The 18,498-nt window shown below is 58.9% G+C and carries 13 protein-coding genes; 10 read left to right on the forward strand and 3 right to left on the reverse strand.

The window, feature by feature from the left end:
• Positions 1–73 precede the first annotated feature (73 nt).
• From EOI86_RS04740 to EOI86_RS04775, 8 genes are all read left to right on the forward strand, one after another.
• Positions 74–2,875 (forward strand): ATP-binding protein, encoded by a 2,802-nt coding sequence (locus EOI86_RS04740; protein WP_127763964.1) that lies wholly within the window; start codon positions 74–76, stop codon positions 2,873–2,875.
• 86 nt (positions 2,876–2,961) lie between these two features.
• Positions 2,962–4,533 (forward strand): gamma-glutamyltransferase family protein, encoded by a 1,572-nt coding sequence (locus tag EOI86_RS04745; RefSeq protein WP_127763965.1) that lies wholly within the window; start codon positions 2,962–2,964, stop codon positions 4,531–4,533.
• Positions 4,534–4,796: 263 nt separating this feature from the next.
• Positions 4,797–6,863, forward strand: a complete 2,067-nt coding sequence (locus EOI86_RS04750) for an ABC transporter substrate-binding protein (protein WP_205032059.1) — start codon at positions 4,797–4,799, stop codon at positions 6,861–6,863.
• A 189-nt stretch (positions 6,864–7,052) separates the two neighbouring features.
• Positions 7,053–8,063 carry an ABC transporter permease gene (locus EOI86_RS04755; protein ID WP_127763966.1) on the forward strand — a complete coding sequence of 337 codons (1,011 nt, stop codon included), beginning with the start codon at positions 7,053–7,055 and terminating at the stop codon, positions 8,061–8,063.
• A 3-nt stretch (positions 8,064–8,066) separates the two neighbouring features.
• Positions 8,067–9,272 (forward strand): ABC transporter permease, encoded by a 1,206-nt coding sequence (locus tag EOI86_RS04760; RefSeq protein WP_127763967.1) that lies wholly within the window; start codon positions 8,067–8,069, stop codon positions 9,270–9,272.
• 11 nt (positions 9,273–9,283) lie between these two features.
• The gene (locus EOI86_RS04765; protein ID WP_240035570.1) at positions 9,284–10,288 is read left to right on the forward strand and encodes an ABC transporter ATP-binding protein; all 1,005 of its coding nucleotides are present in this window, start codon (positions 9,284–9,286) and stop codon (positions 10,286–10,288) included.
• Positions 10,285–11,304 (forward strand): ABC transporter ATP-binding protein, encoded by a 1,020-nt coding sequence (locus tag EOI86_RS04770; RefSeq protein WP_127763968.1) that lies wholly within the window; start codon positions 10,285–10,287, stop codon positions 11,302–11,304. Before EOI86_RS04765 ends, EOI86_RS04770 begins: the two co-directional genes overlap by 4 nt.
• Before the next feature lie 107 nt (positions 11,305–11,411).
• On the forward strand, positions 11,412–13,448 hold the full coding sequence (locus EOI86_RS04775) for an FAD-dependent oxidoreductase (protein ID WP_127763969.1): 2,037 nt from the start codon (positions 11,412–11,414) through the stop codon (positions 13,446–13,448).
• A gap of 31 nt (positions 13,449–13,479) precedes the next feature.
• Here the strand turns inward: EOI86_RS04775 and EOI86_RS04780 are convergent, their stop codons facing one another.
• Positions 13,480–14,445: an SPOR domain-containing protein gene (locus EOI86_RS04780; protein WP_127763970.1), complete on the reverse strand. Its 966-nt coding sequence runs from the start codon at positions 14,443–14,445 to the stop codon at positions 13,480–13,482.
• Between the two features lie 202 nt (positions 14,446–14,647).
• Between EOI86_RS04780 and EOI86_RS04785 the strand changes: the two genes are divergently transcribed.
• Positions 14,648–16,108: a sensor histidine kinase gene (locus EOI86_RS04785; protein WP_127763971.1), complete on the forward strand. Its 1,461-nt coding sequence runs from the start codon at positions 14,648–14,650 to the stop codon at positions 16,106–16,108.
• A gap of 26 nt (positions 16,109–16,134) precedes the next feature.
• Here the strand turns inward: EOI86_RS04785 and EOI86_RS04790 are convergent, their stop codons facing one another.
• On the reverse strand, positions 16,135–17,076 hold the full coding sequence (locus EOI86_RS04790; protein WP_205032060.1) for a DMT family transporter: 942 nt from the start codon (positions 17,074–17,076) through the stop codon (positions 16,135–16,137).
• 63 nt (positions 17,077–17,139) lie between these two features.
• Positions 17,140–17,451: a DUF1127 domain-containing protein gene (locus EOI86_RS04795; RefSeq protein WP_127763972.1), complete on the reverse strand. Its 312-nt coding sequence runs from the start codon at positions 17,449–17,451 to the stop codon at positions 17,140–17,142.
• Between the two features lie 121 nt (positions 17,452–17,572).
• On the opposite strand from EOI86_RS04795, the gene EOI86_RS04800 reads away from it, so the two are divergent.
• Entirely contained in the window at positions 17,573–18,460 is an 888-nt protein-coding gene (locus EOI86_RS04800) for a LysR substrate-binding domain-containing protein (RefSeq protein WP_127763973.1), read from the forward strand.
• Positions 18,461–18,498 lie beyond the last annotated feature (38 nt).

The following is an 18,498-nucleotide window of genomic DNA, read 5'->3' on the forward strand; positions in this document are numbered from 1 at the left end:
AATTCCTGTTCGTTGCAGGAGCCGGATCTTTCCGGTGTAGCAAACCTGGCTTTTGCCGGGGAGGTCAGTGGGCTTGCGGTCGTTCCGTTCTCTTAAGAGTCGCATCCTTCTCAGTGCGCTGATTCCATTGGTCCTGCTGCTGAGTTTCGTCGTCATCGAGTCCTATCTGGATTGGCGATCCGCGCAATCGCTACGCGCGGTGGGGCCGTTGAAGGAAATGGCTCAATCGGCGACGGAGGTTTTGGCCGGGTTCCGGAATGAACGGGCCTGGTCGGTTCTGGCCCAGGTTAGCAAGCGTGGCGACGGGCCCGATCAAACGCAGCTTCGCAATAATGTCTTGCATGGATTGACGGCCCGCCGGCGAACGACGGATCGCGCCTTAGCGCATTTCAGGGCCGTGTCCTATGGTGAGGAACCCTTGGCCGCCGCGTCGCCCAACCTTCGGCGGACGCTTACCGCGGTGAATAACGCACTTCTGGAAATCCCGCGTCGGCGCGCCGCTTTCGACAACCAGGCACCCGATTGGAAATCCGTCTACGACTACTACACCCACCTCAACAACAGCATCCAGCGATTGACCGTGCTGATCGCGCAAGGCGTCGAGTACAAGGAGGTGGTCCAGACATTGACCGCATTTTCCCTCCTCCAGCGAGGGAGTGAAGAGGCGAGCAAGGCGTCGGCACTTGGTGCCGCGGTCATCGGCTTGATGACCCTTGGTGATCCGTCGGGCCGGCCCTTCGTCGGTTTTTTCGAGGCCAATGCGGCCGATAAGGCAACGCTCGAGGCCTTTCTGGGGATGACAACGCACGAACAGCGCGCGGTTTTCGACAGCTTGATGACGGGGCCGGCGATGGCTGAGTTTGCCGATGCTTTGACCCGGTTGGCGACCTTGCCGGGAACCAGGAACCTGGACGGGTTGTCGCCGATCGGGTGGCTGGACGTGTCGCTCAAACGGTTGGACAACCTGAACGCCATCTCCTGGAGATTGCTGGCTGACGCGACGACGCGGGTCCAGATCGAATTGGAAATGGCGGAGCGGGATTTACGGATCCGGTTGGCGATTTCAGTGGCGATTCTGGCCGTCGCAACCCTGGCGGCCTTGGGCGCCGCACTGCCGTTGACGCGGCGGATACAAAATCTGCAGCGTGCATTGATCGGCATTGCACATGGCAGGTTCGATCGACCCGTGCCGCATACGGAAAATGACGATGAGGTCGGGGAAACGGCGCGTGCCTTGGAAACCTTGCGGGAGGCCGCGGCGGACAGGGCGGCCAGCCAGGAATTGCTGAAAGGCACGTTGGGATCAATCAGCGAAGGGGTTTTCGTCGTTCGACGGGACGGTTTGATCCGGAATACGAACGAGGGGGCGATAACGCTTTTTCACCTGCCCGCCGATGACCTGATCGGCCGGCATATCGGCGACTTCCTGCCGGGCGATCCGTTGGAGCAGCTGGGCGGGACGCCGGCCCCTGCGGCCGCAACCCTGCTGTCCCAAGACAGGGATGCTTTCGCGTCCCTGCCGGATGGAACCCGCATTCCCGTGCGACTTTCCGTTTCCGCGATGAGCGTCCGTGAGAGCTTGCTTTACACCGTTGTCGTTTCGGACATGTCGATACGGCAACGACTGGCGGACAATTTGCGTGACGCGGCAAGCGTCGCCCAGGCAGCGGATCGGGCGAAGAGCTCGTTTTTAGCGAATATGAGCCACGAAATCAGAACACCGCTCAACGGGATCATGGGAATCTCGAGGCTGTTGGCGATGTCGCCGCTGAATACGGAACAACAGGAACATATTCGGAAGATACTCAACTCGTCCGAAGTTCTGCTCGGTGTGATCAACGATATCCTCGATTTCTCCAAGATCGAGGCGGGCGAGCTCGAATTCGAGACGATCGACTTCAGCTTGGCGAGCCAGTTGGGAACGATCAAGGATATGTTCGACCTGCAGGCGCGTCAGAAGGGTATCGATCTGCGGATCAACGTGGCACCTGATGTGCCTGAGGGATTGCGCGGCGATCCGCTGCGGATAAAGCAGATCCTGATCAACCTGGTTGGCAATGCGATCAAGTTTACGGAACGGGGGACGGTGAACCTCAGCGTCGATTTCGGCATGGGGAAGGACGGTCGCAATCAACTCACGATGATTGTCAGCGATACGGGCATCGGTATGTCGATGGACGAAACCAGCAAGCTGTTCCAGCCGTTCACCCAGATGGATGCTTCGACGACGCGCCGCTTCGGTGGCAGCGGTCTAGGCTTGGCCATTTCCCAAGGGTTGACGATGCAGATGGGCGGCTCGATCAAGGTTGAAAGCGAAATCGGAATGGGCACGGCGTTTACGCTTACCATTCCCATTCTGCGCGCTTCCGGCGATTTTCGGCTCAAGGCGGCGGATCGCGGCGCAAGGCTGGAAGGCAGCTTGAAGAATTTGCGGGTGCTAGTTGCCGAGGACAATTCGGTAAATCAGGCGGTCGCACGCGGCCTTTTGCAGAAATTGGGCGCTCAGGTGGATATTGCCGAAGATGGGCAACAGGCCGTCAATCGCCTGATGAGCGAAGCCGACAAGGATGGCTATGACATCGTGCTGATGGATATTCAGATGCCGGTCATGGACGGGTATGAGGCGACGGCCGCTATTCGCGCGGATGAACGGTTCGACTCGATTCCGATCATCGCCATGACCGCGCATGCGCAATCGACCGAGCGGGACAAATGCTTGGCGGCCGGTATGCAGGATCACATCACCAAACCGGTCCGGTTCGAGGGGTTGGCTGAGAAATTGAAGTACTGGCACCCGGACAAAAGGCCGCCACCGATCATAATACCCGGCCGCGCGCGGACCGGACAGGCGCAAACGACCGAGCCGGGCGTATAGCTTTTAGCCGATCGCCGGTTGCTCGCTGGGCGAGGGAGACGCAAAATACCGCGCGCTTTTGCCGGTTCCCCGAAGGAGTGAGTTCCATGGTCACCTGGTCACCGTCCAATTTTTCGCAAACACAAACTGTCCGAAAGGGGGCGGTCCGGTCTGAAAACGGCGTGGTCGCGGCCCAGCATGGCGGGGCGGCAGCGGTTGGGGCCCGTGTGTTGGAGCAGGGCGGCAATGCGGTGGATGCCGCCATTGCCGTCAGCTTTGCGATCGGGGTGGTCGAACCGTGGATGTCCGGCCCTGGCGGCGGCGGATACATGGTGATTCGGCGACCTGGGGACGACAATGCGAATGTTATCGACTTCGGGATGCGCAGTCCTGCCGGGCTCGACCTCTCGAACTATCCATTGTCGGGTGGCGTCGCTTCCGATCTGTTCCCGTGGCCCAGCGTTCTGGATGATAGGAACGTAACCGGCGCCCATTCGGTCGCCCTGCCGGGGCAGGTCGCCGGGATGGGATTGGCGCATGAAACCTACGGCACGAAGCCGTGGGCCGACTTGTTGGAGCCGGCCGTCGGTCTGGCCGGCGAGGGGCTGTTGGTTGACTGGTACGCGCAGCTCTTGATCGCCGGCGTCGTTGGGGACCTTCGAAAATTCCCCAAATCCCAGGAAACTTTTCTCGACGCCGATGGCAATCCACGTGCGTCGGCTTGGACGGCGTTGGCGGATCAGCGTTGCGATATGTCTGCCATGCAGGCCACTTTGGCCAAAATCGCGGCCGGCGGCCCGCGTGAGTTTTATGAAGGTGATTTGGCGCGGTCCATCGTTAAGGACCTGCAGGCTGCGGGCAGTTCGATAACGGAAGCCGATCTGGCGGCGTATAAGGCGTCGATCGTACCGGCCCATAAGCTGGACCATCGGGAAGGAACGGTCTTCCTGACACCGGAATTGACGGCAGGGCCAACCTATATCCGGACATACGAACTGCTGCAGAAGGCGTTCGAAGGCGTCAACTTCCTCGGCGCCGACACTTATGTCGAATATGCCAATGCCCTGTTCACCGCCTACGCGGAAAGATTGGCGCAAATGGGCGACGTGGAAGGCCATCGCGGCTGTACAACGCATTTCAACGTCGTCGATAGCGACGGGATGATGGTGTCGGTAACCCAGACATTGTTGTCGATTTTCGGATCGAAGCTCATGCTGCCCGAAAGCGGCGTCTTGATGAACAACGGCATCATGTGGTTCGACCCGGAGCAAGGCAAACCGAACTCGCTGGCGCCGGGCAAACGATGCCTGTCCAATATGTGTCCGATTATCGGCGAACGGTCCGATGGTTTCCAATTCGCGCTCGGCGCGTCGGGCGGGCGGAAAATCATGCCTGCCGTGCTTCAGATATCTTCGTTCATCATGGATTACGGCATGGACCTGGAAGCCGCTTTCCATACACCCAGGATCGATGTCAGCGGCGGTGATACAGTCGTGGCCGACAATGCCTTGCCGGGGTCAATCCTGCAGGCCTTGGACCAGCGGTTCCGCTGCGTGGCGGCCCCCAGGACGGTCTATCCCTACAATTTCGGCTGTCCCAGCGCCGTCGCCCGGGATGGCGACGAAAACCAAGGGGCGACGGAAATCATGTCGCCGTGGGGCGACGCGGCCACGTACTAGATTTCGCAGGTGCAGCAAAAAATGCTGCATACGCACAAAAGTTCTTCATTGTGTTACGGTTTGATGACAATATCCTATCATCATCGACATTTTCTGGGCTAAGGTACGGTAAGGGGGTGCAACAAAAACGTAACGTAAATGCCCTATCGTGGGGGTGAAGTGTTCCACTGAACAGGGAGAGAACACTCGGGCATGCGGGCAATCCGTGTGTGCCGCCCGGTAGGGATGGGGTAAAAAAGACAAATCTTGAGGAGTAAGCCGCAATGAGCATTAGAAAGCTCGGATTGCTGGCGTGCGTCGGACTTGGTGTCATGGCGTTCGCGGCAACACGAAGCGATTCCGTTCGGGCAGCAGATTGCCCGGCAATAACGGTTGAAGACATGGGGGGCCTTTCCAGTGAGTTTCCGCAACAGTTCGAACTGGCTGAGTTCGAAGCCGCGGCTGGATGCACGCTGACCTTCCAGGAAAATCCCGAGATCGCCAAACTGAACGGTATGATCCGCGGCAACCCGGACCTTCCGCCGCTTGCGGACCGTCTGCCGGAAGAGCCATTGGTTTATGTGCCATATGGCGCGGTCGGTAAGTACGGCGGCACCTTCGATGTCTTGTCGAACGCGACCGAAGCCGGCACCTCAGACTTCCTGTCTGTACGCCACGTGAATCTTGTTCGTTATTCCGACGACCTTCAGACGATCGTTCCGATGGTCGCCAAGGGGTGGGAATGGAATGACGACTACACCCAACTGACCTTCTTCCTGCGCAAGGGCCATAAATGGTCCGATGGCGCGCCGTTCACCGCGGAAGACGTCAAATTCTGGTATGACAATCTGGCCCTGGACAGCAAAGTTCGGGAAAAGCCGAAGGATTACGCGCTTGTCGCGGGTGAGCGGATGACCGTCGATGTGGTCGACCCGCACACCGTCCGCTTCAATCTGCCGGCGCCGAAGCCGGGCCTTTTGGCTCACTTCGCGACATCCTATGCCCAGGCCTTCCAGCCGAAGCATTTCCTTGGTCAATGGCATCCCGCCATCACGGCCGATGGTGACGCGAAAGCTCAGGCCCTTGGGTTCAAGGACGGTTACGACGCCGTTGCCGCCTATTACGGCAACTCCGACTGGACCGATACGCCGACGCCGATGCTGGCGAAGCCGGACATGCTGCCGAAGCTGCCCAAGGATGCGATGCCCAGCCTGGAAAGCCATGTTGTCATCAAGGAAAGCACGGAAGGCCGCCACTTCGTTGCCAACCCGTATTTCCACATCGTCGATACGGCCGGCAATCAGCTTCCCTATATCAGCGAACAGGACGAGTTGTTCATCAACGAGAACGAAGTCCGCCTGCTGAAGCTGGTGAATGCGGAAGTCGACTACAAGTCCCAGTCGGTTCAGCTTCCTGCCGCGCCGATGCTTATGGACGGTGCCGAAAAGGGCGACTACACGGTCGACCTGAAGCCGACCATCGCGATGCCGCTGTTCTCGTTCAACGTTACGTCGGAAGATCTCGAAAAGCGTAAGGTTTTCGGGAATCTGAAGTTCCGTCAGGCGATGTCCGTCGCCCTGAACCGGGATGAGATCAATGAGGTCGCCTTCTTCGGCCTTGGTGAGCCGAAACAGTATACCGGTTTCTCTCCGAACCCGGAATTCATCGGCGAAGACATTGCCAAGCATTACGCCCAGCACGATCCCGCATTGGCGAACAAGCTGCTGGACGAAATCGGCATGGTGGACACGGATGGCGACGGCAAACGTGAATTGCCGAACGGCGACCGTTTCGTTCTGAACATTCAGTTCGCGACCCAGGGCATGCCCGGTCAGCTCGTCGAACTGGCCGCTCAGCATTGGTCCAATGTCGGTATCGACACGACGGTCAAGGAAGTAACGCCGGACGAATATCGTTCCGCGCAGTCTTCCAACCAACTCGATGTCGGCGCTTGGCAGCAGGGTTTCCCGCTTCCGATCATCCTGGGCCTCAACGAACCCTTCGTGCCGCCGTTCGGGGGATACTTCTTCCACCGTACCGGTATGCTGTGGGGCGAGTACCTGGAGTCCAACGGCGAAAAGGGTGTGAAGCCGCCGGAATGGGCCATGAAGATGGTGGACGATATCAATGCGTTCCAGTCGGCCATTCCCGGTACGCCGGAATCCGACAAGCTTGGCCTCGCATTGGCTGAAAACATGGCCACGCATCTGGTCATGATCGGCACCGTGCAGGCCCCTGCGCCGGTCTACCACCGGAACGCGTTGAAGAACTTCCCGGAGTTCAAGACGTGGTCCTACGAGTACTACCGGACCTATCCGTATCGTCCGGCACAGTGGTATTTCGACGAGTAATCTCGCTGTAAATATCGAGTAGCGTATAAGGAAACTGTGGGGTCGGGCGGACCTGTCCGGCCCCACACTTCCACAAGCGATTTGCGTCAGGCGCGGGGCGCCTCCGGATGGAGGCGGGATAAGCCGGAAAACGGTAATCCGTGTTTGAATTAGGGGCGGTTCGCGGGGCGGTCGAGAGAGGGCACGTAGATGCTGCAGTTTGCACAGTTCGCGTTGACGCGGGCCGCCATGGCCATCGTGACGCTGCTGTTGGTTTCTTTTATCGTTTTTTCGCTTATGGAGCTGGTGCCCGGCAACTGCGCCGAACGGTATCTGGCTTTCAAGAACACCCAAGGCGCCAAAATCTCCATTGAAGATATCCAGGCGGAGGAAAAGCGCCTCGGCCTCGATCGTCCGTTCGTCATTCGATGGGGCAGCTGGGTTGGCAATGTCTTCTTCAAGGGTGAATTCGGCGATAGCTGCATCCTGCGTTTGAACATCAATCAGCTGTTGGGTGAGAAGGTCTGGATCTCGCTGGGCATTTGTTTCGCCTCGCTATTCATGGCTTACCTGATCGCCGTGCCGGTTGGCATCCTATCCGCTGCCGTCGACAGCCCAGCCGCCAATAACGCGTTGCGGCTGGTTTCTTATCTGGGGCTGGCGCTGCCGAACTTCCTGCTCGCGCTCATGATCATGCTGTTTTCTACCGTGGTGTTCGGGGATAGTTTGACCGGATTATTCTCCAAGGAATTCCGCGATGCCGCCTGGTCGGTCGACCGGGTCCTCGACTTCCTGTCGCGGGCATGGCTTCCGATCTTCATTCTGGGCTGGTCGGCAACGGCTTTTGCGCTGCAGACGGTGCGCGCGTTGATGGCCGACGAAATCGGCAAGCTCTATGTCACCGCCGCGAAAGCGCGGGGCATATTCGGCGGACGGTTGCTATGGCGTTACCCGGCCAAGCATGCGCTGGGACCGATCATCAACTCGCTCGGTTTCGATTTGAACCGTGTGTTCAACGAATTGCCGATCGTTGCCGTAATCCTGACATTGACCGAAATGGGCGCCTTGCTGCTTGAATCGCTAGCCCGGTCGAACGATCAGCAATTGGCAGGGGCGATCATTTTCATGCTGACGGCATCCATCGTCTTCCTGAATTTCGTTACCGACCTTTTGCTGGCCTTGCTCGACCCGCGGGTCCGGCACAGCGTGATGGGGGGCTAAGCAATGGCTGATCAGTCAGTATCACCGGAACTGTCCGCCGAGGCGCTTGCGGAACAAAAGCGCAAGGAAGCCTATTTCACAGCCAGCCAGATGCAGCTCGTCTGGGCGCGGTTCAAGCGGAACAAGACCGCCATGTTCGCCGCCTGCGTGCTGTTCGCGCTGGTTGGGATGGGGTTGATTGCTCCCTTCCTGTCACCCTATGACCCGACAATCGCGGGGCGTGACAAGGACTATCAGAACGGGGCGCCGCAGATCCCCATGTTCTGCGATCAGAACGGTTGTTCCTTGCGGCCCTTCCTGCATGGTTTGACACGGACCAGGTCCGCAAAGACCAATTTCCGTTGGGTGACCGAAATCAACCCGGATGAACGGCGCTACGTCCATTTCTTTGTCGAAGGGTGGGAGTATTCGTATTTCGCCTACGATATCGATTTGCCAGGCGAGGCATTGGATTTCCGTATCCCTGGCTTCACCTTCGATACCCATCTGTTCGGGGTCGATTCAGGCGGCATCCACATTTTTGGAACCGACGACGGCGGCAAGGACATCTTTGGCCGCACGCTGCACGCGATTTCCACCTCGCTCGCCGTGGGCACCATCGGCGTCTTCATCAGTTTCGTTCTGGCGCTGATTATCGGCGGTGTATCCGGATTTTTTGGCGGCAGGATCGACGGCTTTTTCCAGATGATCACCGACGCGATCCGAACGGTGCCGCCAATTCCGCTTTTCATGGCGCTGGCGGCGTTTATTCCCGATGAGTGGAGTTCGGAAACAAGGTTCTTCTTCATCTCCATTATCCTGGGTTTCATCAACTGGCCGACCTTGGCGCGGCGTGTCCGCACCCATCTGTTGACCGAAAGAAACCAGGAATATGTGCTGGCCGCCCGGCTATGCGGGGCCTCGCCGGCCCATATCATCGCGCGGCACCTGTTACCCAGTTTCACCAGTTACATCATCGTCGATCTGGTGATTTCTTTCCCGTACATGGTGCTCTCCGAAACCGCTTTGAGCTTCATTGGCCTCGGCCTGAAAGACCCGGTCAATTCGCTGGGTGTGATGCTGCAGAACGTGACCAAGTCCGACGTCCTGCTGAATTATCAATGGTATTTCATACCCGTCTTTTTCTTCATTGCGCTGGTTTTGGCCTTCGTCTTCGTTGGGGACGGACTACGGGATGCCGCAGACCCCTATTCGGATCGTAAGTCATGACGAAACCGCTGATGAGTGTAAAAGACCTGACGATCCAGTTCAGGACGGATGAAGGCATCATCACCACGGTGAACGAGATTTCCTTCGACATTGCGCCGGGTGAAGTGCTCGGCCTTGTCGGGGAGAGCGGATCGGGCAAATCCGTCTCGGCCAAGGCGTTGATGCGGCTGAACGCCGGGAACGCGATTTATGGACCGAAAAGTTCCATCGTCCTCAACCTCGACGACGGTCCGGTAGATGTTCTTGCCCTTCGGCGTGAAAAGGACATGCAGGTCGTCCGGGGCGGGGCCGTATCGATGATCTTCCAGGAACCGATGGCCAGTTTTGCGCCGGCGATTTCCATTGGCGATCAGATGGTCGAACAGCTGCTGGTCCACACCAATATGTCCAAGAAGGAAGCGCGCGAGCATTCCATCGACATGTTGGCCCGAGTCGGGATTTCAGAGCCTTCCAAACGTATCGATCAATATGCGTTCGAGTTTTCGGGCGGTATGCGTCAGCGCGCGATGATCGCCATGGCGCTTTCCACCAGTCCGAAATTGTTGATTGCCGATGAACCGACAACGGCGTTGGACGTCACCATTCAGGCCCAGGTTATCGACCTGATGAAAGAACTGGTCGATGAGTACGGCATGGGTATTTTGTTCATTACCCACGACCTGGGTGTGATCGCGCAAACGGCGGACCGGGTGGCGGTGATGTATCTTGGTAATGTGATTGAGACGGGGGAAGTCCGCGACGTGATCCGGCATCCTTCGCATCCCTACACGAAGGGTCTGTTGAACGCGATACCGCATCTTCACGATCTGGATAGACCGTTGACGCCGGTGCCGGGTGACATTCCCAGTCCATTGGAACGTCCTACGGGCTGCGTTTTCCATACCCGCTGCGCTTATGCCATTCCAGGCAAGTGCGACAGGGAGATCCCGTCGCCGAACACAATGTCGCCGGGCCATACGTCGGCCTGTTTCGTCGCCAAGGAAATACACAACAATGAAGCGGAGGCGGTAGCGTGACGTCGTCGACCCATATTTCCGTTAAAGACATTGGTGTGCACTTCACGCTGGGCCGCCGCCTGATTGGCAAGCCGCCGGTCCTGCGCGCCGTGGATGGGGTTTCGCTGGATATTCCGAAAGGCTGCTTTTTCGGCCTGGTGGGGGAAAGTGGATCGGGCAAGACCACGCTTGGCCGGGCCATGTTGAAAGCCGTTCCCATCACCACGGGTCATATCAAATATGACGATGGCGATGTGCAGTACGACATTGCCACCATCGGCAAGGACGAGCTGAAGGATTATCGCAGCCGCGCCCAGCTGATTTTTCAGGACCCCTATGCGGCGCTCAGCCCCCGGATGACGGTTCGCGATATCATCGCCGAACCCCTTGAGGTTATGGGCATCACCAAGACGCGTGAGGAGACCGACAACCGGGTTCGCGAAATTGCGGCCAAATGCCGGTTGAATCTGGAACATCTGCGCCGCTTTCCGCACGCATTCTCCGGCGGTCAACGGCAGCGTATTTCCATCGCCCGTGCGTTGGTTTGCGAACCGAAATTCATCGTTGCGGATGAAAGCGTCGCGGCGCTGGACGTTTCCATTCAGGCCGATATTCTGAACCTGTTGAAGCAATTGCAGCAGGATATGGACATCACCTTCCTGTTCATCAGCCATGATCTGAGTGTCGTTGCCCATACCTGTGACCATGTGGCCGTGATGTATCTGGGACGGTTGGTTGAGACAGCGCCGACGCGCAGCCTGTTCAACGCGCCAAGGCATCCCTACACCAAGGCGTTGCTTTCAGCGATTCCGTCGCTCGACCCGGACGACGCGGGAAGGGCGCAACGCCTCAGCGGAGAAATTCCGAGCCCGGCAAATCCGCCGGATGGGTGTCGTTTCCATACACGCTGTCCTCATGCGCGTGAGAAATGCAAGATCGACGTGCCGAAATGGCGTCAGATGGCGGACGAGCATTTCGTTTCCTGCCATTACGCCGAAGAACTCGCGGAAGCATCGGAGCCCGTTCCCGCAGGTTGATCCTAACGGAACGTTCACGGCGGCAAGGACGATTCAGTCTTTTCCTCTCACCGGCGTCACGGCACTGTAAGGGCAAGCAGTAAACACGCCCTTCAGACAGGTCCGTCATGAGCAGCCCCAACGCCTACCCCTGCCTTTTGTCGCCGATCGACGTCGGCCCCTTTACGTTACCCAACCGGGTCATCATGGGGTCGATGCATACCGGGTTGGAAGGCGATGCCGACGGGTTGAGCCGGCTGGCGGAATTTTACAGGGCGCGGGCGGAAGGCGGGGTCGGGTTGATCATCACCGGCGGCCACTCGCCGAACCGGGATGGGAATCTCGGTATCCCGCGGGAAGAGATGGCGACGGCCGAGGATGCCGCGCGACATCGCGTGATAACCTCCGCGGTTCACGACGCCGGGGGGCGCATCGCCCTTCAGGTTCTGCATGCCGGGCGTTACAGCTACCACGATCATCCAGTCTCAGCCTCTCCGATCAGGGCGCCGATCAACAAGACGGCGCCGCGGGAGCTGACGGACGCGGAGGTCGAGGCGACGATCGATGATTTCGCGACCGCGACCGCCTTGGCGCGCGACGGCGGCTATGACGGCGTCGAACTAATGGGGTCGGAAGGGTACTTGATCACACAGTTCCTGGCGTCGCGCACCAATCATCGGGAAGATGAGTGGGGCGGCCCGTTGGAAAACCGGATGCGTTTTGCGACCGAGATCGTTCGGCGCAGTCGTGCGAAGGCCGGCGATGATTGCCTGATTGTCTTCCGTCTCTCCGTCCTCGACCTCGTCGAAGGCGGCTTGTCGGGTGACGACATCGTCACGGTGTCGAAAGCCATTGAGGCAGCCGGCGCCAATATTCTGAACAGCGGCATCGGTTGGCACGAAGCGCGCATTCCCACCATCGCGCAGCCCGTGCCCGGCGCCGCCTTTGCCTGGGCCGCCAAACCGGTGAAGGACGCGGTGGGCATCCCGGTCGTGGCCTCCAACCGGATCCACACGCCCGAGGACGCTGAGAAAGTCATCGCCGGGGGGATGGCCGATATGGTCTCTATGGCGCGGCCCTTCCTTGCGGATCCAGATATCGTTCGCAAGGCCGCCAGCGGCGACCGCGACGGCATCAATCTGTGTATCGCCTGCAACCAGGCCTGCCTGGACCATTATTTCGTCGGCGCTGCGGTTACATGCCTTGTGAACCCTGCGGCCGCGCGGGAGGGGGAGTTTACGCCAGTTCCGGCAACGATCCCGAAGAAGATTGCCGTCGTCGGCGGCGGCATGGCCGGTCTTTCCGCCGCCTTGACCGCGGCGCGGCGCGGTCATGCGGTCACCTTGTTCGAAGCTGGGGCCGAGCTTGGCGGTCAGTTCAATTTGGCGAAGCATGTACCGGGCAAAGCGGTCTTCGCGGACACCATCGCCTATTTCCGCAGCAATCTGGATCGGGCGGGCGCTGTCATAAAAATGAACAGTCCCGCGGATGCGGAGATGCTCAAGGCGGGAGGTTTCGACGATATCATCCTAGCGACCGGCGTGGCGCCCAGGGTTCCGGACATCCCGGGCGTCGACCACCCGTCGGTCATCACCTATCCGGAAGCGCTGACCGGCGCCAAGCCCGTGGGGGAACGCGTTGCGGTGATCGGGGCAGGTGGCATCGGGTATGATGTCAGTCTGTTCCTGGTCGAGGCGGGAAGCCGGCACCACGTGGACATCGCCGAATTCAACGCGCATTGGGGCATCGACTCTTCGATTGCAGGCGAGGGTGGCCTGACCGGCGAAAAGCCCAAGAGAGAGACGCCCCCGCACAAGGTGACTCTCTTGAAGCGCAGCGAGGGGCCGTTTGGGCGGAGCTTGGGGCGTACAACGGGCTGGGTCCATCGCATCGGACTGCAGCGCAATGGCGTCGAGACGCTTGCCGGCGTGTCCTATGACCGGATCGATGATGACGGCCTGCACATTACCCTCGGCGGTGAAAGCCGGGTCATTCCGGCCGATACCATCGTTCTCTGTGCCGGGCAGGACAGCCGGACGGACCTGGTTCAGCCTTTACTGGATGCGGGAATAAAGCTTCACGTCATTGGGGGCGCCAAGCTGGCGGCCGAGTTGGACGCGAAACGCGCGATTGAGGAGGGGACGAGGCTGGGCCTTTCCCTTTAGCGGCGTGTGTTTCAAGGGGAGCAGAGGGAGCTCAGGAGGTGGCGGGCATCACCCGCGTCTTCACCTTCAAGGCTGAATCCAGCTTTGCGGCGGCTTCCTTAGCCGCGTTCTCCGTCTCGAACGGCCCGGCGGTCAAACGGGTGGCCTTTTTGCCATTAACGTCACGGATGTCTTCCTGTACCGGCAACCCCAGGCCTTCCGCCTCGTCGCGGATGCGGCGCACGCTCTCCGCCTTTGCGAAAACGCCTATCTGTACCAGAAAGGGGGCGGATAGTTGTTGATCGGCTTGCGGCGCCGGCTCTTCGGTCGGAACGGCGATGTCCGCTGTCTCGTTTTTCTGGGGGGCGGCGTCGCGGGCTTCCGATTCCTGACGCAGCATGGCGAGCGCGATGTCACGGGTATTGGCGCTCTGGGCGACCCGGGTCGGAACCTTTGGCGGTTTGCCGAGTTTGTCGCGTGACAGAAGGTCGATCTCAAGCTCGCGACGCAGGGCCAGGGCCCGTCCGGCCGCGCGATCCCGGTCAACCATATCGGATTCCAGCGTGTCCCGATTTTCAATCGCGTTGGTCAAATTGTACTCCGCGGCGACGCGGAACCAGGCGACGGCCTCGATCGGGTCGGCGACAACGCCAAGGCCATCCCGGTAAAGTAGCCCCAATTCGTTCATCGCTTTTGGATTACCCAAGAAAGCCGCCGCCGAATAGGCATCGCGCGCCTTCGCAAAGTCGCGGGAAACGCCAAGGCCCTTGTGCCAGATGGAGCCCAATAGATATCCGGCCTCTGCATTGCCGGACGCTGTCATATTGTGCAAATCGTCAATCGCGGAACCGCCGTCACCCTTTTCGATTGCGGCGATGGCACCCTTCAATTCCGCCGTTCCGGCCGTTTCCAAGATTGGTGTGGCAGAAGCGTCGCCGACGATCATTGCTGTCAGCACGCCACTGATGACGACGCTGCCCAGACGGTGTGCTTGGCTGCGATTGCCGGTCTTTCCCATGTCGATGACCTTATTCAGACTACTTGGCTTATCTATACAGTTTAAAGAAAACGACAAGACTAGTGAATACTTCGTAAATACACTCTAAGGGAATTTGCAGAACTAAGCGACATATCTATTCATTAATATTTGCACTATTTTTATTGTGACTATTTTGCGTATACTTGGCGCAGAAAAAGATAATACCGCCCCAGGAGGGAACTTGCCGTCAGTCGACACCATCATGACCATGGTGGATCTCACGATTGTCCTGGTTGTCCTTGTGACCGGCTATCTCCTGCATCGCCAGGCCCGCCGGTTTCGGCGGCTGCGGACGGAACCGGGGATGGTGATCGGGTTCCTGGGGCTCGGTTTGTTGACCTGCTGGAGTTTGGCCGCACTTTATCTGGCCTATATCGGCCCCGTCCTGTTCGACGCGGCGCCGGACGCGCTGTTAAATCGATTGATCCGCTACGATTTGCGATGGCCCGCCAATGCTTTGGCCATATCCCTTATGGCGGTCGGGGCGGTGATGGTGGCGCGGGTCATCGTGGACCTGGATCGGGAGCGGCGTAAGAGTGAGGCGCAATTGCGCCGGGCGGTGCGTCTTGCGAAGGTCGGTCATTGGATTTGGGACCACAAACTCGACAAAAGCATCTATGCCTCCCCCGAAATCGCTGAGATTTTTGATGTTTCGGTGGAAGAATATATGCGGAATGCGTCCAGCTTCGAGACGGAGTTGGACTGGTACCCGGACACGGAACGCGAGGCTTATTTCAAAACGGTTCATGAGGCGACCGTGGCCGGTACAGGCTATGAGCTTGTTACGGCCATCCGCCGCCGGAGCGGTGAAATTCGGTACATCCACGAATTGGCCGAGGTCGAAACCGATGAAAACGGCACGGCGCGTTTCACCTATGGGACGACGCGTGACATCACGGATGCGAAGGTTCTGGAAGAATCGTTGATTGCAGCCAACAAGGCCAAGTCCGACTTCCTGGCGCATATGAGCCATGAGTTGCGGACCCCCCTGAATTCCATCCTGGGCTTTTCCGACATTCTAAAAGAAGAACTGATGGGGCCGATCGGGAAGCCGCAATACAAGGAATATGCCGCGCATATCCTGCATTCCGGACAACATCTTCACGCCGTTCTGACGGATATCCTCGATCTGTCGAAGATTGAGGCGGGTGCGATGGAGGTTCATGAGGAAGCGTTGGATCTGAACGAGCTTGTCGCTACCTGCACGGCCATGTCCGAAGGGGCTGCTCTGAAAAAGGCTGTGACGCTGGCGGTGACGGCACCGGCCGATCCGGTCATCGTCCGGGGCGACAAAAGACTGCTGCGACAGGCCATTTTTAATATTTTGTCCAACGCCATCCACTATTCTCCCGAAGAAGGGAAAATCGATATTGCGATCCGTATCCGGAAAGGGGCCGGGGCCGATATCGTCATCAAGGATGAGGGGCCGGGCATACCGGAAGGGGATATGGAATTGGTCCTGCAGCCGTTTTCCCAGTCCAACCGCAATCCGGATTTGGCGCATCAGGGAACCGGCCTGGGCTTATCCTTGTCTTCACGCATCATGGAATTGCACGATGGCGGTCTGGCTCTCAGAAGCACGCCGGGCAAGGGAATGGAAGTCACGCTGAGTTTGCCGGAAGACAGGCTCGCAAGAGCCTGAAAGTTATACTGTAGGCGCCTGACGTCTCAGGATTTCGCCGCGTGATAGCGTTCCCGCCAGTAGATGATGATGCCGCCGGCGACGATCAGAAACACGCCGGGCATCAACCGGTCGAACGGGGCTTCGCCGAAGACCAGCCAGCCGATCACGAAGGATAGCGGTATCCCGAAATATTCGAAGGGGGCCAGGTTGCTTGGCGAAGTTTGACGATAGGCGGAAACAAGGGTGAAGACGGCCAGCCCGCCGGCCAGTCCCATGGCGAAAAGCCAAAGCCAGTCCTCACCCGTTTCAACAATGCGGTAGGCATCGGTTGCGACGACAAAAATGGTCGCCCCCAACAACGCGCCGGCGCTGGAATAAAGATTGATTGTCGGTGTCGGTACGCCGTCGTCGATCAGCTTCACGCTGACGCTGGACGAAGCATATCCAAAGGCGGCGCAAAGCGGCAGAAGGGCATAGGGGGTGAAGACGTCCGTGCCCGGCTGCATGATCATGATCAGCCCGGCGAAGCCGATCATCACGGCGATCCACCGCCATAGACCGACTTTGGTTTTCAACACCGGGATGGATAACCCTGTGACGAAGAGCGGTCCGGCGAAGGTCAAGGTCGCCGCAAGGGCGAATTCAAGATTGGCGAGAGAGGTGTAGTAGCAGAACTGCGCTATCGCGACGAAGAAACCGCGCATCAGTCCAAGCGGCCATTGCCGCATCTTTATCGGCCGCCCGCTGCGCCGCCAATCGCGTGACAGGAATAACAACCCGATGGCGGGAAAGACGCCGAAGAAGCAGCGGAACATGGAAAGCTGCTGCGGCGGATAGGACGCCCCCATATATTTAATGATCGCCGCCATGACGTCGAACAAAGCGATGGCGATCAGTATCAATACGATGCCACGCAGCACAGGCGAATTGAGAGGATTCATAAAACCGGCGGGGTTGAGGACTTGTCCCGCAGGGTAGGCGTTCATGTCGTGTTCGGGCAAGCGGGCCGCGCGGACGAGGACTTGTGCCTCACCGCACGGCCGTTCGCATTAGTCACACACCTTCGGCTTGTTGCGCGCCTTCAAAGTCACCAGCGCGTGCGGAAACAGGGCCTCCATTCCGTGCCGGTCGGCGACCATTTGATCCTGTAGCGCCGGCGGCAGATCATGCTTGCGAAGGCCGATGTCCCGAAGCTGGTGATCATTCAGGCTACGCAGGTGTCGAAGGGTTTCCTGATTTTCCCGCCACGCCCGGAATTCAGCCAACAGATGGCCGAAATCGAAGCTGGTCAAAGTCGCCCAGCGGGCCTTTTGAGGGCGCGCGGCTGTGAAGGAATCAAGGCAAATGTTTTGTTCGGACATTTTTACCTCCCTTGTTTGCAGGTTGGTCCAGGGGTTTCGTTGGTTAAGATGTGCGCCCGTTGCGGTTATTACTCAAATGCCATTTCTTGACAGCTGGTATAACAAAAAGTCACACTGACTTATGCCTCGCCAACTTCCCCCTTTGAACGCTTTGCGCGCTTTCGACGCGGCCGGCCGTTTGGGCAGTTTTTCCCGGGCCGCGGAAGAGATGAATGTGACCCATGCCGCGATCAGCCGGCATGTGCGCGGGCTGGAGAAACGGTTGGGTGTCCAATTGTTCCGGATTGTTCCGCGCGGCGTCGAATTGACGGAGGCGGGGACGCGTTACCTGGACGAGGTGAGGCCGGCCTTCGACCGCATCGCGGAAGCGACGGAAGCTTTGACGAACAAGGTTGAAGGGCTGGTCACGGTCAGCGTCGAAGGGACTTTCGCACAGAAATGGTTGATGCCGCGCCTCGGTGGGTTTTATGCCGCTTATCCAGAAATCGAGCTCCGCATCGATGCGTCGAGCCGGCTGGCGGATATCGAGCATTACGAGGCAGACCTGGCGATCCGGTACAGCTATCGAACTTGGCCGGAGCTGAAGTCGGACCACATCGTCCGGTCCACGGTCTTTCCGGTCGGGGCGCCGTCCATGGTCCCGGAGGGTGGGGTGCCGACGGAACCGAAAGACCTGCTGAATTTCCGTTTGTTGCACGAAGACCGGGGCGAGGGATGGGCGCAATGGTTTCGTACCGCCGGGGTGCCGGATGCGACGCTGCCGCCGGTCTCCGGTCCGCTTGCAAGTCTTCTGGCGATCGAAGGCGCGCTGTCCGGCCAGGGTCTGGCCTTGATTTCCTATGAGTTGATCGCCAGCGATATCGAAGCGGGCCGCCTGATCCGCTTTTCCAAGGTCGGGCTGACTTTCGGGGACTATTCCATGCTCTATCTGCCGGAAAGCATGCGCCGAAAACCGGTCCGTGCCTTCCGGGACTGGGTCCTCACCGACACCCAGCCGCTGCGGAGCTGAGGTGTCGCGAAAAGCCCGTTCTGCCGTCTTCCGACTTC

It is taken from the genome of Hwanghaeella grinnelliae (genome assembly GCF_004005845.1).
Taxonomy (GTDB): Bacteria; Pseudomonadota; Alphaproteobacteria; order UBA8366; family Aestuariispiraceae; genus Hwanghaeella; species Hwanghaeella grinnelliae.